Here is a 19,700-nt window from a genome sequence, read left to right as displayed (position 1 = left end):
AAGACTCTCGGACGCCTGTTCATCCATTTTCGGCACTGACCGGCGCCCCGGAGTTCAGGTGGTGGACCCAGGGCCCAGACGGGTTCAGCGGCGGATGTCGTAGGATTCGCGCGCCGCGAGCACCTCGGTGATGTGCTCCTCGGCCCAGTCCCCCAGCGCCCGCAAGGGCTTCTGAAGTGTGTGTCCCAGCGCGGTCAGCTCGTATTCGACCCTGGGGGGCACCTCGGCGTACACGTGCCGTGTGACGAGCCCGTCGCGCTCCAGGTCCCGCAGGGTGTCGGTGAGGACCTTCCCGCTGATCCCGTCGACCTTGGCGCGCAGGTCGCCGAAGCGCATCCTGCCGCTGCTGAGAGCGATCACCACCATGGCCGTCCACTTGTTGGCGATACGGGCCAGTGACGTGCGAGAGGGGCAGGTCGCCGTGAGCACATCGAACGTCCGATTGTGTGTCATGCGACACGTCCTCCCATTAGTTACGTTGAGGTAACTGGTTACCGATGGTGAGTATAGGCGTCAGCAGGGAGAACTTCGACGAAGGAGAATCGACAATGGGATCCAGCTCACCGCTCGCCGTCGTCCGCCAGTACTTCGAGGCGCTGGCCGCCAAGGACTTCGCCACGGTCGCGAGCATGTTCGCCGATGACATCGTGTGGCACCAGCCCGGTGACAACCGCTTCTCCGGCACCCACCGCGGTAGCGAAGCGGTCAACGAGATGATCGGCGGCATGATGGCCGTCAGCGAGGGGACGTTCGAGCTCACGATGACCGGGGAGCCCATGGTCAACGGTGCGCTGGTCGCGGCTCCCGTCCACTTCGCGGGCAAGCGCGAGGAGGCCGAGATGGCGATGGGCGGCGTCGACCTGCTCAGGATCGAGGGCGGCAAGCTCGCCGAGGCGTGGTTGTTCTCCGCCGACCCGCAGGCCGAGGACGCCTTCTGGGGTGCGGCCTGACCGCCGACCCGCAAGGACGTCGTCCCCGATGACCACGGGGGCAAGGGGCGCCTCCGTCACGGGACCGGGGAGGGCTGCCAGCGCCGCAAGGAGCTGATGGTCCTCCCCACCTTCGGTGCACGACGGTGCCACGTGGTTTCACATCATCGGGCCGTCGGAACTCGGACACTGGGTCGTCCTGCTCGACCACGGCCTCGACGACCTGGGCCTGCACTCGGTCTGGGCGCTGGTCCACGTCGACAACGTTCCGAGCCTGCGCGTGGCCGAACGCCTGGGGTTCCTCCCCGTGGGCGAGGGCCACCACTACGACGGTCCCCACCGGGTCCACGTCGTCCTGCCAGGTGCGGCTTCGACGCGTTGACAGCGCGGTGGCAGGATCTGCCACCATCGGTTCGCCTCCCTTCCCCCGAACACCGGAGCGACCGCATGCCCCTCACCGGCCGGCCCCCGTCCATCGCGATCGGTCTGGCCGCGGCGGCCCTGGTGGCCACGGGTTGCTCAGCCGCCGGAACCGAGGAATGGGACGTGGACGTCTCCGTCGGTGAGCTGACCCCGGCACCCTTCGGCACCCGCGTCGACCACAGCTTCGTCTGGACCGGTGCGGAACTGTTCGTCTGGGGTGGGAGCAGCGAGGGGCAGCAACGCCTCCACGACGACGGCGCCGCCTACGCCCCGGAGACCGACTCCTGGCGCGTGGTCGCGGAAGCGGACCTGGAAGCGCGCGCCCGGCACACCACCGTGCTCCTCGAAGACCAGCGGGTGCTCGTCTGGGGAGGTGCCACCGGTACGCACTCCGGGGACGAGGACGGTCTCATGGCCAGGGACGGTGCGATCTACGACCCCGGACTCGACTCCTGGGAGCCGGTCGCCGACGCCCCGGAGGCGAGGGAGACGGTGCCGGCCGCCGCAGTGGGCGGCCACGTCGTCTTCGGGGGGAGCCGCTACCAGGACGAGCTCCTCGTGTACTCGCTGGAGGACGACACCTGGGACACCGTTTCCCTGACCGGGGCCGGAGAGCGGTTCCGCGTGTACGACCTGGTGGCCGTGGATGACGAGGTCGCCCTGGCCGGGGCCACGAACGAGCACGTGTTCACCGGACGGTTCCGTCCGGGGGACACGGGTGTGTCCCTGGTCGAGGTCGAGGAGGTCGAGGAGCCGTACGGGGCGTATCTCGGGCTGGCGGTCCTTCCGGGGGACAGGGCGCTTTTGGCGGTCGAGGAGAGTCGCGGCGGTCACCTGTACGAGCTCGATGACCAGGGACGGGCCGGGGTGGTCCACGAGGACGTCACCTTCCGTCCGCCGGTGTACACGGCGACCTACCCCATGCTGTCCGGGGAGATGGGGTTCGTGGACGGGCTGGGCGTGGTCTCGACCAACGCCGGTGAGTTCAGCGTGTGGGACGAGGACACCGGCCTGGCCCACCGGTCGAGGGGAGAGGCGCTCGACGGTTACTGCGGCCCGATCGAACCCGTCGGCGCGGACGCCCTGATCGGTTGGGGCGGCGTGTGCGAGACCGGCGGGATCAGGATCGACGTGCGGGTCTAGGCTCCGCGGCCCGCCTCATGGCGGGTCGAGAACGTCAGGAGCAGGGAACGTCGGCCCGCTGGTTCCGGGGACCCGCAACCGACGTCATGCCCCGAAGCTAGGGGACACAGCTGGGCTGCGTCCCCTGGTTCGGCTGAGTGCGGCTGAGCTGTCAGACGACGAAGGTGCCCTTGCCTGGGAGCGTCTTGACCAACTCCCGGTCGCGGAGCTCCTTCGTCGCGCGTCGGGCGGTGCCCACAGCGACCCCGTAGGTCTCCGCGAGCTCCCGTTCCCCGGGAAGCTTTGCCCCGGAGGGGAGGTGACCGGAGGCGATACGCGCCGCCACGTGATCGGCGAGCTCGGCGTAGACGTAGGCGTCTGGGGACGGGTCGAAGTCTGGAACCTCAGTCATGAGAGCACCGTAAGACGTCTATGAGCTGCACAAATAGCCCGGTAGCTTCGTAGTGCTTTATAAAGCGGTATAGAGCGCGTATGGTGGAGGCTCAACTACAGATGAGGCGGCCCGGCGGTGCTACCAACACCCCGGGCCCGGACAAGCAACTGGAGTGCTTGCCATGGGTTACGTTACTGCCCTGTTTGCCATGCCCGCACGGATGCTCCGCCCTACCAGGGGCGTGCACACGAGCCCTTACGGATACCTTCGCGAACTGATCGCGGAGCTGCGCCGTAACCGCGCGCGCCGGGTGCGCCGCTACGCGGAGACGGTCCCCTTCGTTTCCGAGGTGGAGCCCCGAACGGCATCGGCTCCGCCCACGCCCGCACCGAGTCGGCCCGCCGACGACTTGCCGCCCACGCCGGTCCCCCTGCCCGCCGACGACCTCCCGGCGGTGGATCCGCGCTCCATGGAGCCCTCGGCCGTGCTCGTGCGCAGCTACTTCCGCGAATGGGAGCGCAGGGAAGCCCTCCGCCGGGTGGATCGCAGTCGGTTGGGTGTGGCCGTCCTCCACACGATCGCGGAGCACGGGGAGGCCGCCTGATGATCGCGAACCACGGCACCGTCAGCGGTCCCCTCGACCGCCCGGCGGACATCATGGTGGCGGAGGTGTCCCGGTTGCTGGCGGCAACGGTCTTTCTCGGACAGAGCGTGGCCGACCTCCGTCGCGCGGACAGCGCGTTCGACGTGCTCGACGGGCTGATGCGCGGTGGTGCCCCGCTCCCGCTCCACTGGTCGGCCGACGGCGACGCGGAACGACACGAGCCCGTGACCGCGCTCTACGACTCCGTCTCCGAGTCGCTCCGCGAGGTGGGCGGAGCCGCGCAGTCCTTCGTCGCCCTCCGGCGTGCGGTCACGGAGTGGGGCAGGCTCGACGCCGCGTTGCGCTCCGGCGGGCCGCTTCCGGAGCCCTGGCAGCGGTAGGCCGGTCTGGGGGAGTCCCGCGGGCTCCGGCGCCTGCGGGACACCCCTCAGAGGCGGGTCACCACCAGGGGTACCGGGCTTCCAACATGGCGGTACGGGAGGCGTGCGCGTCCTCGTGGCGGACGTAGCCCTCGCGCTTGGCCTCGTTCACGGTCTGGAGCACCTGGGCGACGTACCCACCCCGGCGCGGGTACAGCTCACGCAGGGTCTCCTCGTCGAAGGGGATGTGCGTGCCCGACAGGAAACAGAACGGGTCGCCGGTGTTGTCACCGTGGTTGAGTGCGGTGGCGACCTCGTGTTCGGCCAGTCTGATCCCGCCGAGCTGGTTGCCGTGCTCGTCACGGCTGGCGGTCGTCGGGCCGTCCCACTCCAGGCGTGGCGCCTTCGGCGGTGCCGTACCGTCCTCGACCCAGTCGATGGTGTGGTCGTAGGCGGCGTTCAGCACGTGGTGGAACGGGACCCGGCTGTACGGGGGCCGGTCGCACCGCTGCGGTTCGGTCCCCGGGTTCTCCCGGGCGATGAGCGGGGCGAAGGTCCGGTACTCGGTGTGGCCGACGTGCGCGGTCCCGGCGACCTCCCAGCGGCGGAAGTACTCCGAGTCGGGCTCCTGGCCCTGCGCCCTGGACCGGACGTCGGTCTCCGCCATGAGCCGCATGACCGGCGTGGTGCTCTCGTCCAGGGCGGAGGAGGCGCCGTGGATCATGAAGGCGTCGACCGCCTGGTGCCGGGGATGGAACCGGTTGTGGTATTCGGACAGGTACCCGGCCGACTGGGAGTGCCCGGTGGCGACGATCGTGTCCACGTCGAACCCGGGCAGCGGGTCGACGCCCTCCGGTGAGCGCAGGGCCCTGGCGGTCTGGGAGTAGACGTCGAACGCCGGGGCGTCGGACAGCTCCACGCCCCCGACGGTCAGGTCCCCGTAGCGGTCGGGGTCCCAGGCGCGCAGGGCGTCGACCCCGACCCGCTGGGCGGAGAGTCCCACCCACACGTGCCCCTCGCCCATGAAGTAGTCGTGGGACAGGAACCAGTCGATCTCGATGTCGTGGCCGAAACTGACGTTGTTCCACTCCAGGAAGGCGCTGCCGCTGAAGTCGTCGGCCCGCGCGGGACGCCGGACGACCATCCGGGTGAGGTAGGGGGTGGACCCGGCGGTGGGGTGTTCGGCGGTGCCCTCCAGGAGGAACTCCTCCTCGACGTAGTCGTGCGCGGCGAGGTCCGCCTCGATCGCATCGCCTCCCTCGATCGGGGGGATCTCGGGGCCGTCGGCGGACATGAAGGGGTAGGAGTCGGCGGTGACGGGGACCGGACCGGACACGGTGGCGGCGGGACCGTCCACGGGTTCGGCCCGGGCCGGTACCGCTCCGACGAGGCCGAGGACGAGGGCCGGCCCGAGCAGGGCCGCGCCGAGACGGTGGGGGGATCGGGGGGACATCCGCAAGTTCACCTCTGGAGTGGCTCGGTGTTGCGGGAACCCTAGGTTCGGGGTGCCCGGCGCCACAAGGAGTCTGCGAACCCGGGTTCCCGCAGGGGCGGAGAACCGGTGGATCCACGGATGACCGGTGCTTGTGGCCGACTCCCGTCACCGGAACCGCTCACCCGTGCCCTCGTCAGTGCCCGTGTGAGCGCAGGAACCCCTCCAGTTCCTCAGCGGTGGGGGCGGTGGCGGGCCCGTGCCGGGTGACGGCCACGGCGGCGGCGGCGTTGGCCCGGCGGGCGGCCTCCACCGGGGCCAGCCCCGAGGCCAGGGCGGAGGCGAACACACCCACGTGGGCGTCGCCCGCGCCGTTGGTGTCGACCGCGGCCACCCGGAAACCCGGGACCCGCCGGGGCGCGGTGTCCGCGGTGGCGACCAGGCAGCCCTCGGCGGAGTCGCGCACCACCACCACACCGGCCGGGCCGACGCGTTCGGTCAGCAGCGCGGCGGCGCGTTCGAGGTCGGCGGTCCCGGTGACGGTGGCCGCCTCGGCCGCGCTGAGGCTGAGGACGTCCGTGCGGGCCAGCACCGAGGAGAGGGTCTCGGCGGGGATGTCGCCCACCACGGGCGCGGGGTCCAGAACCAGCCGGACCCCCTTCGGGAGCTCTCCGATCCAGGTCAGCAGCTCGTCGGCGCGCGGTCCGGGCAGCAGTGAGTACCCGACCGTGTAGACGAGGTCGCCCGCTGCCGGGCGCAGGGTGCGCAGGTCGGCCAGGGGCAGGTCCATCTCGGCGCCCAGCCGGGTGACGAAGGTGCGTTCGGCGGAGGCGTCCACCAGGGCCACACAGAAACCGGTGTCCTCGGGGCGGGGCGGGTGCGCGATCCCGACCCCCTCGGCGCGCAGCGCGGAACGGATCAGGTCACCGTGGGGGCCGGTGCCGTGCGCGCCTCCGTAGACCACCTCCATCCCGGTTCTGGCCGCGGCGGCGATCACGTTGAACCCGCCGCCGGGGAGGGAGCGGGCGGAGCTGGCGAACGTGCCGCCGCCCTGTTCGGGGAGGGCGCTGACGGTCATGACGACGTCGATGATCACCGGTCCCACGTGGTGGAGGCGTCCGGTCACGGCGGGGTCCCTTCGACGGGGTTCGGGAGAGTCGGGATGCGGGGTCGGGTCGCGCGGTCGGCGCGGCCGGGTTGTCGAGTCTTTGCCGCGACGCTCCCACACCGCCCCGGCGACCGCATCCACACTCGAAGGGAAGCGTTAGGGAGGCAGCATGATCACCACCGACTTCGTCACGGGTTCGCCCTGCTGGCTCAACCTGGGAGCCACGGACATCGAGGCCTCGGCCGGCTTCTACACGAAGGTGTTCGGCTGGCGGGCCGCGTCCGCGGGGGCGCGTATGGCCGACTACATGGTGATGAGGTCGGACGGCGCCGCCGTGGCCGGGATCGGTCCGCACATCGACGAGGACGAGTCCCCGGAGTGGGGCGTGCAGTTCTGGGTCCCCGACATCGAGGCCGCCGCTCTGAGGGTCCAGGAGCTCGGCGGGTCGGTCCTGGTGGAGCCGACGGAGCTGTACGAGTTCGGTCAGCTCGCGCACGTCACCGACCCCCACGGCGGATGGTTCACGCTCTGGCAGGCCGGCACCTTCACCAGTGCGGAGGCCGCGGACCGGCCGAACGCGCTCTGCTGGGTGGAGCTGTGGACGTCTTCCGTGAAGGAGGCGAAGGACTTCTACGGGGGCTTGTTCGGGTGGGGGTTCAACGACGTCGTGTTGCCCGAGGACCAGGGCGTCTACTCGATGTGCCGACCGGCGGGCCTGGGGGAGGACCGGTACTTCGGCGGCCTGCTGGAGGTGGCGCCTGACGAGCTGCCGCAGATCGGGGGCCGTTCCGACTGGCATCCGGTGTTCCAGGTCGCCGACTGCGACGAGTCCGCCGCCCTGGTCGGGGAGGCCGGAGGGCAGGTGCACATGGGTCCCGAGGACGCGCCGGGGGTGGGCCGGGTGGCTCTGTGCTCCGACCCCTTCACCGCCGGGTTCCTCCTGCTCGACCCCCACACGGGCCGGGACTGAACGCCGGGCGGGCGAGGGGTGGCCGAGTCTTTGCCGGGGCGATCCCCGGAATGTCGGTGCTCTGGAGCACACTCGTGTGGAGCCCTAGTTGGAGGAAAGCATGATCACCACGGACTACGTCATCGGTTCGCCCTGTTGGGTGGAGCTCACCACCTCCGATGTGGACCGGGCGCTGGAGTTCTACGGGAGGGTCTTCGGCTGGACGGCCGAGTCCGCCGGACCGGACACCGGCGGGTACATGAAGATCCTGAACAACGGGGCGCTGGTCGGCGGGCTCGGACCGAAGACGTCCGAGGACCAGCCCGTCGCCTGGTCGATCTACTACAACACCCCTGACCTGGACATGACGTTCCAACGGGCCCGGGAACTCGGCGCCACCGCCCAGGTGGAGCCCATGGACGTCATGGGTCTGGGACGGATGGCCCTCCTGACGGACCCGCAGGGCGGCGCGGTCGCGGTCTGGGAGGCCGGGACGCTTGCCGGTATGGAACAGACCGACGACCCGAACACCTTCATGTGGGCAGAGCTGTGGACGCCCTCCGCGCAGGGCGCCAAGGAGTTCTACGGCAGCCTGTTCGGGTGGGAGTTCAACGACGTCGAACTCCCCGGCGCCGAGGGCGTCTACTCGACGGTCCGTCCGGCGGGCCTGGGCGACGACCGGTACTTCGGCGGGGTCATGGGCGTCGAGGCGGACGCGCTCCAGGCGACCGGGGGACGTGCCGACTGGCATCCGGTGTTCCACGTCACCGACTGCGACGCGGCCGTCGCCGAGGTGAAGGACGCCGGCGGCGAGGTGTTCATGGGACCGGACGACGCGCCGGGGGTGGGACGGCTGGCGGTGGGCGCCGACTCGCTCGGCGCCGGATTCGTCCTGCTCACCCCGAGCCCCGAGTAGCCACGGGCCGGGCCCGTCCCGCCCCGCGCACCGGGGCGGGACGGGATCGGTACCGACGTGCGCCGGCGTCGCGTCCTACTGTCGGGAGACGGCGGAGGCGCCGCCGCGCAGGACGAACTTCTGGATCTTGCCGGTGGCGGTCTTGGGCAGCTGCTCCACGAACTCCACCTGGGTGGGCGCCTTGAAGTGCGCGAGGTTGTCGCGGGCGAAGGCGATGATCTCCTCCTCCGTCGCCGAGGCCCCCTCCCGCAGCACCACGGAGGCGCGCGGGGTCTCGCCCCAGCGCTCGTGCGGCACGCCCACGATCGCCACCTCCAGTACCGCGGGGTGGCGCAGCAGGACGCCCTCCACCTCGACCGAGGAGATGTTCTCCCCGCCCGAGATGATCACGTCCTTGAGGCGGTCCTGGATCTCCACGTAACCGTCCGGGTGGGTGACGGCGGCGTCGCCGGTGCGGAACCAGCCGTCGCCCATCGCCTTCTCGGTGGCCTCGGGGTCGTTGTAGTAGCCCTTCATCACCACGTTCCCGCGCACGGTGATCTGGCCGACCGTCTTCCCGTCCCAGGGCACCTCGGTCCCGGACCCGTCGACCACGCGCAGCTCACCGGAGGTGATGAGCTCGACCCCCTGGCGGGCCTTGACCGCGCCGCGTTCGCGCACGGACAGGTCCCGGTGCTCGGGGCGCGGTTCGCAGACGGTGATGAACGGAGTGGTCTCGGTCAGGCCGTACACGTGGGTGACGGTCCAGCCGAAGTCCTCCTCCAGCCGCTCGATGGTCTCGGCCGCGGGCGAGGCTCCGGCGGTGACCACGTGCACTCCGGGCGGGACGGTGCCGCGGACGGCCTCGGGGGTGTTGGAGAGCATGATCAGCACCGTGGGCGCCGCGCACAGCCAGGTGACCTCCTCGGAGCGGATCAGCTCGAACGCCCGGGCCGGGTCCATGGCGGGCAGGCACACGTGGGTGCCCCCGGCCGCCGTGACCGTCCACGTGTAGGTCCAGCCGTTGGCGTGGAACATGGGCAGGGTCCACAGGTACTTCTCACCGAGTCCGATGCGCAGGTGCAGCAGGGTGCCCACCGAGTTCATGTACGCGTTGCGGTGGGTGATCATCACCCCCTTGGGGCGCGCGGTCGTCCCCGACGTGTAGTTGATGGTCAGCAGGTCCGTCTCCGCGATCTCCGGGCGCGCGAAGTCCGGGGAGGCCGCTGCGACCAGGGACTCGTAGTCCTCCCAGCCGGGGCGTGCGTCCTCCAGGGCGACGAACCGCTCCACGCCCGGCATCCGGTCGCGCACGCTGTCGACCGCGTCGAGCTGGTCGGAGTGCACGCACAGCACCTTGGCGCCGGAGTGGTTGACGATGTAGACGAAGTCGTCGGCGGTCAGGCGGAAGTTGACCGGGACGAGGACCGCGCCCAGCTGCGGGACCGCGTAGAAGGACTCGAGCTGGGCGTGGGTGTTGGGTGCGATGTAGGCGACCCGGTCGCCCTGTTCCACACCCATGCCCTGGAGCGCCGTCGACCAGCGGTCGCAGCGGTCGAAGAACTGTTCGTAGGTCAGCCGGAACTCCCGGTCGACCACTGCCTCGCGATGGGGGTGCAGCCGGCGGGTGCGGCGTGCGAACTCCAGGGGGGTCAGGGTGAGTTCCATGGTGCCCTCTCTGTGGGTGGTGTGGCGGTGCCGCCGGGGTTGCTGCTGTGGTTGCCGGGCCGGGCGGTCAGGTGACCCCGGGCTCGGGCTCCAGGCCGAACAGCTTCACGGCGTTGTCGTGCAGGACCCCGCGCAGCCAGTCGTCGCCCAGGTCGAGGGCGACCAGGTGCCGGAGCTGCTCGACGTAGGCGTACGGGATGTTCGGGAAGTCGGTACCCAGGAGCACGCGGTCTCCGAACGCACGCAGGCGCGCGAGCTCGGAGCGGGGGAAGGGGGACAGCGCTTCGATGAACGGGGTGAACGCCATCGTGGTGTCCAGGTGCACGCGGTCGTGGCGCTCGACCAGGTCCAGGAACGCCGTGTACTCGGGTGCGCCCGCGTGGGCGATCACGGCTGTCAGGTCCGGGTGCCGGCGGAGTACTTCGGCGAAGGGCCCGGGGCCGGTGAAGTTGCCGGGGACCGGGCCGGAGGCGCAGTGGACGACCACCGGGGTCCCGGAGTCGGCGAGGGCTCCCCAGACGTCGGTGAGCAGCGGGTCGCGCGGGTCGTAGCCGCCCACCTGGAGGTGGGCCTTGAAGATCCGCGCTCCGGAGCTGATCGCCTCTGCCACGTAGTCCTTGGCGTCGGGCTCGGGGTAGAAGGTGGCGCTGCGCAGCGAGTCCGGGTGCTGCTCGGCGAAGTCGGCGGCCCAGCCGTTGAGCCAGGCGGCCATGTCCGGGCGGTGCGGGTAGGAGAGCGCGGTGAAGCGCAGGACCCCGAACCCCCGCAGGGTCTCGACCCGCTCCTCCTGGCTCGCCCGGTAGGTGATGGGCCAGACCCCTTCGCCGAGGGCGTCGAAGTAGGCCCAGACCTTGCGCAGCATGTTGGCAGGCATGAAGTGGGTGTGCACGTCCACGAGACCGGGGAGTCCGAGGCCGCCCCAGATTCGGCGGATCTCGGCGCTCTCGTCGGCCTCGGAAGGCGGTGAGATTCCAGTCACATCCGCCAGCCTACGACCAGTCCGAACCGCGCTCGGAGCTGGGGCCGACGGGGCGGGCGCGCGGGGGACGGGCCCACCCGACCGGGGTTCAGAGGGCCAGCAGAAGGACCCCGGACACGACCACCGCCGACGCGGCGATGCGGACCGGGCCGAAGCGCTCCCGGAAGAACAGCAGGCCGATCAGCGCGGCGAAGACGATGCTGGTCTCCCGCAGCGCCGCGATCCCCGCGACCGCGCCCGACAGCTGCGCCCACAGGACCAGGCCGTAGGCGCCCGCGCTGACCGCGCCGCCGAGCAGGCCGACCTTCCAGATCGGCCGCAGCTGCTCGATCAGTCTCCGCCGCCGGGTCGCCATCGCGACCGCGAAGAACACGGGCCCCTGGAGCATCATGATCCAGGTGATGTAGCCGAGCGGGTTCTGGGTCAGGCGCACGCCGTAGGCGTCCACGACGGTGTAGGAGGCGATCGCCAGCCCGGTCGCGAAGGCCGCCAGGAGCGCGGGCGCGTGGTGGCGCCGCGGCAGCCCGCCCGCGAACACCAGGACCATCAGCCCGCCCGAGACGACCAGCACCCCGGCGAGCTCCGAGGGCGGCAGGGTCTCGCCGAGCAGGAGCACGCCGATGAGGGCGACCACCCAGGGGGCGGTGCCGCGCGCCAGCGGGTAGACCTGCCCGAAGTCACCGGTCCGGTAGGACAGCATCAGCAGGGTCAGGTACAGCAGGTGCGCGGCCAGTGAGGCCAGCAGGACCGGCCAGGCCCCGGGCGGAGGCATCCCGACCACGAACAGCAGCGGCAGGGTGATGAGCATCCCGCCGAGGCCGATCAGTGCGAAGCCGAGGAGACGGTCGGCGATCGCGTGCGCGATCGCGTTCCACGCCGCGTGGAGCAGTGCCGCTACCAGCACCGCGACAACGATTGGTGTGGTCATTGGATGTCCCGGAGAGGTGGCGAGGGCCCCGACAGGCTAGCCCTCACCCGGACCCTCCCCGCGGCCGGGGTGGTGACCGGGCGCCGGGCGGGCCGGGGGAGGGGCCCGAAGGCTTCACGCCTGTCGGCCTCCCCCGCCTCCCGTCCGTCCCGGGGTTCTCCGTCTCCCCCGGTCAGTGGTGCCGGCGGTGGGCGCGGGCGTTGGTGGGGGCGATCCGGTTGTTGCGCAGGTGCTCGTAGACGATCGAGGCGCGCACGTCGGCGACCTCGGGGCGTTCGGTCAGCTTGTCCACGACGAAGGCGTACAGGCTGTTGTTGTCCGGCAGGGCCACGTGCACCAGGAAGTCCTCGTTCCCCGAGGTGACGAACACCGACAGGGTGTCCGGCAGGGCGCGGACCCAGTCGCGGAAGGCCTCGATGTTGTGGCGCGAGGGTTTCACGACGCTGACGGTGATGAGTGCCTGGACCGGGCGGCCGATGAGTTCGAGGTCCACGTCCAGCAGTGAGCCGCGAATCACACCCTTTTCTCGCAGCGCGCGGGTCCGATCCAGCGTGGTCGTGGGCGATGCGCCGACCGCTGCGGCCACATCCCGGTTGGTTTTTCGTGCGTCTGACTGCAGTTCGGCCAGAATCGCCGTATCTAGTTCGTCAAGATCAGCCATGTCTGGAGTTTACCCGTACTTAATACGGATTGTTGAGTTTGAAGCCGGAGCATGCGTAACATTTAGGCGAAAAGGTCGTATTTGGCTCGCCAGGAAGAGATCCTTCCCTGGACGGCAGCGTCGCCCGCCGGTCGGCCCCGCTCCGGTGCAACGTCGCACCGCCGCAACACTTAGGGACGTCCGTCACCGTGAGACCTTCCTCTGTCGCGATCGTCACCGACCGACCGTCGGTGCGTCCGGAACTACGGGGCCGCATCCTGGCCCTGGTCGCCATCGTCTGCGCGGCGCTCAACCTGCGCCTCGTCGTCACCTCCCTGTCCCCCCTGCTGACCACCGTCGGCGAGGAGTTCGGGTTCACCGCCACCGTCGTCGGCCTCTTCGGCACCCTGCCGCTGGTCGCCTTCGCGATCTTCGGCCTGGTCACCCCCGCGATCATGCGCCGACTGGGCCCCGAGGCCACGGCCGCGCTCAGCATGCTGCTGGCCTGCGCCGGCCAGGTGCTGCGCGCCTTCGCGCCCGACACCGGAACCCTGCTGCTGCTCACCGGGATCGCGCTCACCGGCGCCGCCCTGGGCAACGTCGTGCTGCCGCCGCTGATCAAGCAGTACTTCCCGGACCGGCTGGCCGCCCTGAGCACCGTCCAGATGGTCGCCATCCACATCGGGGCGCTCTTCCCGCCCCTGGTCGCCGTCCCCCTGGCCGAGGCCGCCGGGTGGCGGGTCGCCCTGGGCGCCTGGTCCTTCCTGGCCCTGGTCGCCGCCGTCCTGTGGCTCGTTCAGTGGCGCCGTCCCGGAACCGCCCCGCGCGCCGCGGTGCCCTCCGGGGGCAGGGCCCTGGCCCGCCCGATCTGGAAGGTGGGCATGGCCTGGCGGATGGCGCTGCTGTTCGGCATGGTCACCTGGAACGTCTTCACGCTCTTCACCTGGCTGCCCGCCCTGCTCGACGACGCCGGGCACAGCCCCGCCGCGGCCGGGAGCCTGGTCTCCCTGATGGTCGGCACCAGCCTGCTGTTCGGCCTGGTCGCACCCACGATCACCCTCCGAGCGGCCAACACCTTCCCCGTCGTCGCGCTCGGGCTGGGCGGCTACGGCATCGGCTACCTCGGTGTGGCGCTGGCCCCCGAGTACGCCCCGCTGTGGGTGCTCTTCCTCGGCCTGGGCGCCAGCCTCTTCGTGGTCACCATGACCATGATCAACGCCCGGAGCTCCACCCCTCAGGGGGCGGCGGCCCTGTCCGGGTTCGTGCAGGGCGCGGGCAGCGGCATCGCCCTGGGCGGCCCGCTGCTGTTCGGCCTCCTCAGCGAGCTCACCGGCGGGTGGACCCTCTCCTACGTGGTGATCGCGGGCGGCTCGCTGGTGGTGGCGACGGTCGTCGCCTACGCCGAACGCACCCCGTGGACGATCGAGGCCGCCGCGCGCGGCAGCGGTCCCGTTCGTCGCGCCGAGGAGCTCCTCCACGACTAGGCCCTGCTCGTGGAGGAGTTCCTCCGCCAGGGCGGAAGGGCATTCGGTGCACGGGGCTTTGCGCGTGCATATGAGGCCGATAGTGGCCAATTCGGCGGATGTACGCCACATACATGCTCAAAAGCTCGCCAATGCTTACAGCAGGCGCATAATGGCGACATGAGCAACCCACCCCCCGAAAGACCCTTCTTCGTGCTTCCCGTTTCCCCCACCTGACGCCCGCGACCCGCATGCACACCGCGACGGGGGCGACAGCGACACCTCCCGGAGCGGGGCCGCGGGACATCCCGGCCCCCTCGGGACACACGACGGGTGGTCGGAGACCATGACGATTGAACGGCGGCATCCCTACCTGCCCCCGGAACCACCGGCGGGTGCCCCGGGCGAGTCCGCCCCGCTCATCCGCAACCAGGACTTCCAGGCCCTGTGGACGAGCCGGTTCTTCGCCGGGCTCGGCAAGGAGAGCGGCGAGGTCGCCTACCCCCTGCTGATGCTGCTGCTCGCCGGTTCCGCGGCCCAGGCGGGGTTCGTCGGCGCGGCCCAGGTGGCCACCACCATGGTCGCCGCGGTCCTCGGGGGTTCCCTCGCCGACCGGGTCAACCGCCGCACCGTGCTGCTGGTCTGCGACTTCGGCCGCCTGGTGCTACTCGTCGGCTTCGCCGGGACGCTGTTCAGCGGCCATGCCACGGTTCCCCTCGTGTTCTGTGTGGCGGTGGCGTCCTCCGCGCTGATGGGGATCTCCAACCCGGTCGCCATGGCCGCGATCAAGCAGCTCGTGCCGTCCTCGCAGATGGCCAGCGCCGCGGCGCAGAACCAGATCCGCTTCTTCACCACGACCGCCCTCGGCGCACCCGTCGCCGGGTTCCTCTTCAGCCTGGGCCGGGCGTTCCCCTTCCTGGGGGAGGCCCTCTGCTACCTGGTGTCCATGACCCTGGCCCTGCGTATCCGAAGACCCATGCAGGCCCACGACCGCGGCGATCCGGAACGGTTGACCCTGCGCGGATCGGTGAGCGGGTTCGTGCTGTTGGCCAGGCACCCGATCCTGCGGCCGATGCTGCTGTGGATCGTCGGCTTCAACATCGCGTTCACCCAGACCGGCGCTTTCCTGGCGCTCATCGCTACGGCCGACGACCGGGGCGCCTCCAACCTCATGGTCGGCCTGACCGTCTCCCTCGCGGGCACCGGCGGGCTGCTCGGCGCCCTGGCCGCCGGAATGGTCATCCGCGTGGTGCGGCCCAGCACGATCTTCCTCTTCACGGCCTGGTCCGCGCCCGTGTTCGCGCTCGGGCTCCTGGCCGTCCCGGGTGTGCTGGCGCTCGGACTTGTCGTGGGGTGCGTGTTCGCCCTGGTTCCGTGCGTCAACGCGGTGTTCTACGGCTACGTCTCCGCCTCGGTACCCGATCGCTTCCAGGGGCGGGCGCTGGGCGCGGTGACGTTCATGTCCTTGCTGTCCCAGCCGATCGGGATCCTCGCTGTCGGGCTCCTCTTCGACCTCGCCGGTCCGGTGCTGGTGTTCCTGATGATGGCGGTGGTGTCGGCACTGGCCGCCCTCTTCACACTCAGCCCCACCATGCGGGACCTGCCGCGGCCGGAGGAGGTCGCGGTGGTGTGACGCCACCGCCGACCCCGACCGCCACCCCGGACGTGACGCACCACCCCGGACGTGACGCACCGCCCCGGACGTGACGCACCGCCCCGGACGTGGCGCGGCCCCCGCCGGAGGGACGGGGGCCGCGCGACGGGGGTGGTCCGGGGCGGGTCAGCCGGTCACCGGCATCGCCATCACCGGGTCCGAGGTGGGCTGCTCCGAACCCCCCGCGGGCTCCACGGTCACCGCGACACCCTCGGTCTCCTCGTCCGGCGCCGCGAGCACCGGCAGGACGAATCCGGCGTCGTCGACGGAGAGCACGCCGGCCGAGTACACGGTCCCGTCCTCACGGGTCAGCCAGAGCTGGTAGTCCTCATTGCTCAGGCTGTCCAGGCCGTGCGCGCTGAACACCAGGTTGCCCAGGGTCTCGGAGTGCACGACCGTGACGCTCACACCCTCCATGGGCTCGGCGCTGGTGGAGACCGCGTCCGGGGCCGCGAGCACCGCGGCGATCTGCTGCTCGTTGGAGCGGAGCTCGTCCACCTGGCGTCCCTGGTCGAGCACGACCGTGCCCAGGGCGATGATCACGGCGACACAGGCGGCCAGGGCCAGACCGAGGGCCCAGGGCCAGCCGCGCCGGCGGGGTTCGGGGAGGCGTTCGGGGGCCGGGGCGAGCTGCCGGGTCCGTGCGACCTCCGCCAGCACCCGCTCCCGCAGTTCCGCGGGCGGGGTCTGCGCCGTGGCCGAGGCCAGCAGCGCCGAGGTCTCGGTGAACCCCCGCACCTCCTGGACGCAGGACTCGCAGTCGGCCAGGTGGTCCTCGAACCGGAGGCTCTCGCCCGGGGTGAGGGCGTTCAGCGCGTAGGCGCCGGTCAGGGTGTGCAGGTCCTGCCCCATCGTCCTTCTCACCACTCCACCCCCAAACAGTCTCTGAGCCGGATCAGTCCGTCGCGCATCCGTGTCTTGACGGTCCCCAGGGGCGCCGACAGCAGCTTGGCCACCTCACGGTAGGAGTACCCGCCGTAGAAGGCCAGGCGTACCGACTGCTCCTGGAGTTCGGTCAGCGTGTCCAGACATCGGCGCACGCGTTCCCGTTCGAGCCGGTTGGTGGCCTCCTCGGCCACCTCGTCGTAGGGCCGCTTGGTGTCCGCGGCGGCGGCGCGCGCCTCGCGGTCGCTGTTGGCCTGTTCCGACCGCACCCGGTCCACCGCCCTCCGGTGGGCGAGGGTCATCACCCAGGCCTGCGGGCTGCCCCGGCGTGCGTCGTAGCGGCAGGCGCTGCGCCACACCTCGACCAGGACCTCCTGTGCGACCTCCTCCGACTGCGCCGGGTCGCGCAGGATCCGGCGCACCAGTCCGTAGACCGAAGGGCTGATCAGGTCGTAGACCTGGCTGAAGGCCCGCTCGTCACCGCGTGCCACGTGGCCCAGCAGCTCCTCCAGACCAGGAGGAACGGCATCGTCGGCCGCGTCGTGCGGCACGGCTGCTGCCCTGTCCATCCGAACCCTTCTCGTCTCGGTGTTGCGCGTCTTCAGCCGGTTCCCGTACTCGGGCCGGCCACTGACCGGTCCGAGTACGGAGCCCGGGCCCTGCGGGCCGGCGTGGACCCGGGCGGCCCGGCGTCAACGCTCGGACCGCCCGGGGGTCCTGGGGTGTGCGCGGTGCGGCCGTGCCCGGTGAGGCGCCGTAGTCATCAGCGGCGCCTCACCGGGAACCCCTCGGCCGTCGGAACACACTCCCGTCCCGAACTGCTGACAGGAATGCTTATCAGGAAGGCATCAGCACCGTGTCGATGAGGTACACCGTGGCGTTGGCGGTCTGGACGTTGCCGCAGACGACCTGGGCCTCGCCGTTGACCGTGAACTCCTCGCCGGCGCCCTCGGTGGTCACGTCCCCGCCCTGGAGCGAGGTGAACGTGCCGTCCTCCAGCGCGGTCGGGTCCTGCTCGCCCTCCACCACGTGGTAGGTCAGCACCTCGGTGAGCTGGTCCTGGTCCTCCAGGAGGGCGTTCAGGTCCTCCTCGGGGATCTTGTCGAACGCCTCGTTGGTGGGCGCGAAGACGGTGATGTCCTCGGCGGAGTTGAGCGTGTCGACCAGGTCGGCCTCCTGGACCGCGGTGACCAGCGTGGACAGCAGCGGGTTGTTGGACGCCGCGGTGGCGACCGGGTCCTGGGCCATGCCCTCGAAGCTGCCGTCGCCGTCCTCGGGAACCTCGGCACAGCCCGGGCCGAAGTTCTCGCCCGCGGTCTGCATGCCCTCCGCGCCCTCGTCGGTGCTCTCGTCCGTGGCGCCCTCGGTCTCGGTGGCGCTGCCGGTCTCGGTCTCGGCGCCGCTGTCCTCCATGTCGCCGCAGGCGGTCAGCCCGAAGGCGAGCACGGCGGCCGCGGCGGTGGCGGTGAGCGCGTTCTTCCGGATCATGGCGTTCTTGCGCATCATCGTTCTCTCCCTTGTTGGTGTCAGCTTTTTGTGTCTGTGTTGTTGCTGTGTGTAGTGGTCTGTTGGTGTGCGATCTGCCCTGGGCGGCCGCTCGGGGCCTCAGGTGGCTGTGAACCGGATACGGTGCCGGCCGGTGGCGCCGTCGGGGATCGGGTCCACCCGCTCTGAGGGCTGAGTGAAGCCCGTGGAGTCGGTGGCCCTGACCTCGACCGAGTGGTTGCCGGGGTCGACGGTGGTCTCCGTGACCCACTGGACCCACGTGTCGATGCCGGGAACAGCGGCCAGTTCTGCCTCCCACCAGTCGCCGTCGTCCACTCTGACCTCGACCGCGTCGATACCGCGGTGCTGTGCCCACGCTATTCCGGCGAGCACGACCTCCCCGGACCCGACGCGCCCAAGCGGAGCAGGTACGTCCACGCGGGACATGGTCTTGATCGGCGCCCGCACACCCCAGCCGCGCTGGGCCCAGTAGGCCTGCTCGTCGGCGAAGCGGGTGAGTTTGATGTCGGTGACCCACTTGGTGGCGCTGACGAACCCGTACAGGCCCGGCACCACCATCCGCGCGGGGTAGCCGTTGACGTAGGGAAGCGGTTCGCCGCCCATACCCACGGCCAGGAGCGCGTCGCGGCCGTCCATGACGACCTCGGTGGGGGTGCCGCAGGTCCAGCCGTCGCTGGAGGTGCTGAGGATCTGGTCCGCCCCGGACCGCACACCGGCCTCGTTCAGCAGGTCGGCCAGGGGGAAGCCCAGCCAGCGGGTGTTGCTGATCAGGTCTCCGCCGACCTGGTTGGACACGCAGGCCAGGGTGATGTCGGCCTCGACGAGCTCTCGGGACAGCAGTTCGTCCATGTCGATCTCGAAGGGCCGGTCCACCAGGCCGTGCACCCGCAGCTTCCACTGGGTGGAGTCCAGCCGGGGGATGGTCAGTGCGGTGTCGATCCGGTAGAAGTCCGCGCTGGGGGTGGTGAAGGAGGCCACCCCGGGGACGCCGAGGTCGACGCCGGAAGGCAGGGCGGGAAGCGGTACGGCCGGTGCGGGCAGGGCCAGTTCGGCCCGGGAACCCGCGCCGCCCAGGAGGGACGGCAGCCAGCGGCCGAGGGCACCGGCGGACCCGGAAGCGGCGAGGACCCCTGCCGCGGTGAACATGAAACCGCGCCTCCCCGGTCCTCGGTCCGGCCCCGGAGCGGGAACGGCGGCCGCGCTGTCCTGCGTGGACGCGCCGGTCTCCGTGTCCGCCGATGCCTCGGCTCCTTCCCCTCTCCCCGGTTCAGGTGTGTGGCGCACGCTCCTCAGGAGAAGAGCGAGGGCCACGGCTCCCGCCGCCGCACCGACGACCACGGCCGCAGCCGCCCCCAGGTCGTCGGCGCGGCGGAGGGCGACGGCGGCGAGCCCGGCCGCCGTGAACAGCACCAGTCCCGCGTACCCCAACAGGGGGCGGCGCAGAGCCACGACACCGAGCACCGCCCCCGCCAGAACGAGGACGATCACGACTCCGGTGATCAGCACGGCCTTGTCGGCCGTACCGAAGATCGAGATCGCCAGTTCCATGAGGAACGGGGGACTGTTGTCGACGAGCGCGTCGCCGACCGTGACCACCGGTGACGTCGCGCGGAAGAGCCCGGCGGCGAGTTCGCCGAAGCCGAGCGCCGCCCCGACGACGAGCAGGCCGACACCCACCCCGACGATCACTCGTCGTCTGTCGCGTGGCGGGGTCTGTTCCCCGCGTGTCTTGGTAGTCACGTGGGGGATTCGGGGCTGAGGG

At 70.9% G+C, this 19,700-nt stretch carries 21 protein-coding genes; 9 read left to right on the top strand and 12 right to left on the bottom strand.

What is annotated here, in order from left to right:
• Nucleotides 1-84: 84 nt before the first annotated feature.
• Nucleotides 85-453 carry a winged helix-turn-helix transcriptional regulator gene (locus D458_RS0131815; protein WP_026119884.1) on the bottom strand — a complete coding sequence of 123 codons (369 nt, stop codon included), beginning with the start codon at nt 451-453 and terminating at the stop codon, nt 85-87.
• Nucleotides 454-548: 95 nt separating this feature from the next.
• Between D458_RS0131815 and D458_RS0131810 the strand changes: the two genes are divergently transcribed.
• From D458_RS0131810 to D458_RS0131800, 3 genes are all read left to right on the top strand, one after another.
• The gene (locus tag D458_RS0131810) at nt 549-950 is read left to right on the top strand and encodes a nuclear transport factor 2 family protein (RefSeq protein ID WP_017590763.1); all 402 of its coding nucleotides are present in this window, start codon (nt 549-551) and stop codon (nt 948-950) included.
• Nucleotides 951-1,065: 115 nt separating this feature from the next.
• On the top strand, nt 1,066-1,311 hold the full coding sequence (locus tag D458_RS0131805; RefSeq protein ID WP_017590762.1) for a GNAT family N-acetyltransferase: 246 nt from the start codon (nt 1,066-1,068) through the stop codon (nt 1,309-1,311).
• A gap of 65 nt (nt 1,312-1,376) precedes the next feature.
• Nucleotides 1,377-2,495 (top strand): Kelch repeat-containing protein, encoded by a 1,119-nt coding sequence (locus tag D458_RS0131800; RefSeq protein WP_017590761.1) that lies wholly within the window; start codon nt 1,377-1,379, stop codon nt 2,493-2,495.
• Nucleotides 2,496-2,646: 151 nt separating this feature from the next.
• On the opposite strand, the gene D458_RS0131795 is transcribed toward D458_RS0131800, so the two are convergent.
• A complete protein-coding gene (locus tag D458_RS0131795; protein ID WP_017590760.1) occupies nt 2,647-2,886 on the bottom strand; it encodes a winged helix-turn-helix domain-containing protein in 240 nt (79 codons plus the stop codon).
• A 223-nt stretch (nt 2,887-3,109) separates the two neighbouring features.
• Here D458_RS0131795 and D458_RS0131790 point away from each other — a divergent pair, with 223 nt between their 5' ends.
• Both D458_RS0131790 and D458_RS0131785 read left to right on the top strand, forming a co-directional pair.
• Nucleotides 3,110-3,472 carry a hypothetical protein gene (locus tag D458_RS0131790; protein ID WP_152521302.1) on the top strand — a complete coding sequence of 121 codons (363 nt, stop codon included), beginning with the start codon at nt 3,110-3,112 and terminating at the stop codon, nt 3,470-3,472.
• Nucleotides 3,472-3,852: a hypothetical protein gene (locus D458_RS0131785; protein WP_017590758.1), complete on the top strand. Its 381-nt coding sequence runs from the start codon at nt 3,472-3,474 to the stop codon at nt 3,850-3,852. Before D458_RS0131790 ends, D458_RS0131785 begins: the two co-directional genes overlap by 1 nt.
• Nucleotides 3,853-3,910: 58 nt before the next feature.
• Here the strand turns inward: D458_RS0131785 and D458_RS0131780 are convergent, their stop codons facing one another.
• Nucleotides 3,911-5,284, bottom strand: coding sequence for an alpha/beta hydrolase domain-containing protein (locus D458_RS0131780; RefSeq protein WP_017590757.1), 1,374 nt, complete (start codon nt 5,282-5,284; stop codon nt 3,911-3,913).
• A 175-nt stretch (nt 5,285-5,459) separates the two neighbouring features.
• A complete protein-coding gene (locus D458_RS0131775; RefSeq protein ID WP_017590756.1) occupies nt 5,460-6,389 on the bottom strand; it encodes a PfkB family carbohydrate kinase in 930 nt (309 codons plus the stop codon).
• Nucleotides 6,390-6,540: 151 nt separating this feature from the next.
• On the opposite strand from D458_RS0131775, the gene D458_RS0131770 reads away from it, so the two are divergent.
• The gene (locus D458_RS0131770) at nt 6,541-7,341 is read left to right on the top strand and encodes a VOC family protein (protein WP_017590755.1); all 801 of its coding nucleotides are present in this window, start codon (nt 6,541-6,543) and stop codon (nt 7,339-7,341) included.
• 100 nt (nt 7,342-7,441) lie between these two features.
• Nucleotides 7,442-8,236 carry a VOC family protein gene (locus tag D458_RS0131765; RefSeq protein ID WP_017590754.1) on the top strand — a complete coding sequence of 265 codons (795 nt, stop codon included), beginning with the start codon at nt 7,442-7,444 and terminating at the stop codon, nt 8,234-8,236.
• Nucleotides 8,237-8,311: 75 nt separating this feature from the next.
• On the opposite strand, the gene D458_RS0131760 is transcribed toward D458_RS0131765, so the two are convergent.
• The 4 genes from D458_RS0131760 to D458_RS34630 form a co-directional block, all read right to left on the bottom strand.
• Nucleotides 8,312-9,883: a long-chain-fatty-acid--CoA ligase gene (locus tag D458_RS0131760; protein WP_017590753.1), complete on the bottom strand. Its 1,572-nt coding sequence runs from the start codon at nt 9,881-9,883 to the stop codon at nt 8,312-8,314.
• 67 nt (nt 9,884-9,950) lie between these two features.
• Nucleotides 9,951-10,862: an amidohydrolase family protein gene (locus D458_RS0131755; protein WP_017590752.1), complete on the bottom strand. Its 912-nt coding sequence runs from the start codon at nt 10,860-10,862 to the stop codon at nt 9,951-9,953.
• Between the two features lie 88 nt (nt 10,863-10,950).
• Complete coding sequence (locus D458_RS0131750) at nt 10,951-11,790, bottom strand: DMT family transporter (RefSeq protein ID WP_026119882.1); 840 nt, start codon at nt 11,788-11,790, stop codon at nt 10,951-10,953.
• Between the two features lie 172 nt (nt 11,791-11,962).
• Nucleotides 11,963-12,451: an Lrp/AsnC family transcriptional regulator gene (locus D458_RS34630; RefSeq protein ID WP_026119881.1), complete on the bottom strand. Its 489-nt coding sequence runs from the start codon at nt 12,449-12,451 to the stop codon at nt 11,963-11,965.
• A gap of 188 nt (nt 12,452-12,639) precedes the next feature.
• On the opposite strand from D458_RS34630, the gene D458_RS0131740 reads away from it, so the two are divergent.
• Both D458_RS0131740 and D458_RS0131735 read left to right on the top strand, forming a co-directional pair.
• Nucleotides 12,640-13,914, top strand: coding sequence for an MFS transporter (locus tag D458_RS0131740; RefSeq protein ID WP_026119880.1), 1,275 nt, complete (start codon nt 12,640-12,642; stop codon nt 13,912-13,914).
• A gap of 325 nt (nt 13,915-14,239) precedes the next feature.
• Nucleotides 14,240-15,526: an MFS transporter gene (locus D458_RS0131735; RefSeq protein ID WP_017590748.1), complete on the top strand. Its 1,287-nt coding sequence runs from the start codon at nt 14,240-14,242 to the stop codon at nt 15,524-15,526.
• 147 nt (nt 15,527-15,673) lie between these two features.
• On the opposite strand, the gene D458_RS0131730 is transcribed toward D458_RS0131735, so the two are convergent.
• The 4 genes from D458_RS0131730 to D458_RS0131715 all read right to left on the bottom strand — a co-directional run bounded on the left by D458_RS0131730 (nt 15,674) and on the right by D458_RS0131715 (nt 19,678).
• A complete protein-coding gene (locus D458_RS0131730; RefSeq protein ID WP_017590747.1) occupies nt 15,674-16,399 on the bottom strand; it encodes an anti-sigma factor in 726 nt (241 codons plus the stop codon).
• A gap of 8 nt (nt 16,400-16,407) precedes the next feature.
• Nucleotides 16,408-17,001, bottom strand: a complete 594-nt coding sequence (locus D458_RS0131725; protein ID WP_026119879.1) for a sigma-70 family RNA polymerase sigma factor — start codon at nt 16,999-17,001, stop codon at nt 16,408-16,410.
• 268 nt (nt 17,002-17,269) lie between these two features.
• On the bottom strand, nt 17,270-17,938 hold the full coding sequence (locus D458_RS0131720; protein ID WP_017590745.1) for a fasciclin domain-containing protein: 669 nt from the start codon (nt 17,936-17,938) through the stop codon (nt 17,270-17,272).
• Between the two features lie 99 nt (nt 17,939-18,037).
• Nucleotides 18,038-19,678 carry a molybdopterin-dependent oxidoreductase gene (locus D458_RS0131715; RefSeq protein WP_026119877.1) on the bottom strand — a complete coding sequence of 547 codons (1,641 nt, stop codon included), beginning with the start codon at nt 19,676-19,678 and terminating at the stop codon, nt 18,038-18,040.
• Nucleotides 19,679-19,700: the final 22 nt, after the last annotated feature.

Origin of the sequence: Nocardiopsis ganjiahuensis DSM 45031 (assembly GCF_000341085.1) — a bacterium.
GTDB classification, from domain to species: domain Bacteria; phylum Actinomycetota; class Actinomycetes; order Streptosporangiales; family Streptosporangiaceae; genus Nocardiopsis; species Nocardiopsis ganjiahuensis.
Note: the sequence above shows the minus strand (reverse complement) of the source record. Positions and strands in the feature narration are given on the sequence as shown.

Bases quoted from the DNA above. Each gene is read 5' to 3' on its own strand.
- D458_RS0131780 (WP_017590757.1), bottom strand. From the start codon at position 5,284: ATGTCCCCCCGATCCCCCCACCGTCTCGGCGCGGCCCTGCTCGGGCCG.
- D458_RS0131795 (WP_017590760.1), bottom strand. From the start codon at position 2,886: ATGACTGAGGTTCCAGACTTCGACCCGTCCCCAGACGCCTACGTCTAC.
- D458_RS0131785 (WP_017590758.1), top strand. From the start codon at position 3,472: ATGATCGCGAACCACGGCACCGTCAGCGGTCCCCTCGACCGCCCGGCG.
- D458_RS0131730 (WP_017590747.1), bottom strand. From the start codon at position 16,399: ATGGGGCAGGACCTGCACACCCTGACCGGCGCCTACGCGCTGAACGCC.
- D458_RS0131750 (WP_026119882.1), bottom strand. From the start codon at position 11,790: ATGACCACACCAATCGTTGTCGCGGTGCTGGTAGCGGCACTGCTCCAC.
- D458_RS0131725 (WP_026119879.1), bottom strand. From the start codon at position 17,001: ATGGACAGGGCAGCAGCCGTGCCGCACGACGCGGCCGACGATGCCGTT.
- D458_RS0131760 (WP_017590753.1), bottom strand. From the start codon at position 9,883: ATGGAACTCACCCTGACCCCCCTGGAGTTCGCACGCCGCACCCGCCGG.
- D458_RS0131735 (WP_017590748.1), top strand. From the start codon at position 14,240: ATGACGATTGAACGGCGGCATCCCTACCTGCCCCCGGAACCACCGGCG.
- D458_RS34630 (WP_026119881.1), bottom strand. From the start codon at position 12,451: ATGGCTGATCTTGACGAACTAGATACGGCGATTCTGGCCGAACTGCAG.
- D458_RS0131720 (WP_017590745.1), bottom strand. From the start codon at position 17,938: ATGATGCGCAAGAACGCCATGATCCGGAAGAACGCGCTCACCGCCACC.
- D458_RS0131800 (WP_017590761.1), top strand. From the start codon at position 1,377: ATGCCCCTCACCGGCCGGCCCCCGTCCATCGCGATCGGTCTGGCCGCG.
- D458_RS0131810 (WP_017590763.1), top strand. From the start codon at position 549: ATGGGATCCAGCTCACCGCTCGCCGTCGTCCGCCAGTACTTCGAGGCG.
- D458_RS0131770 (WP_017590755.1), top strand. From the start codon at position 6,541: ATGATCACCACCGACTTCGTCACGGGTTCGCCCTGCTGGCTCAACCTG.
- D458_RS0131765 (WP_017590754.1), top strand. From the start codon at position 7,442: ATGATCACCACGGACTACGTCATCGGTTCGCCCTGTTGGGTGGAGCTC.
- D458_RS0131815 (WP_026119884.1), bottom strand. From the start codon at position 453: ATGACACACAATCGGACGTTCGATGTGCTCACGGCGACCTGCCCCTCT.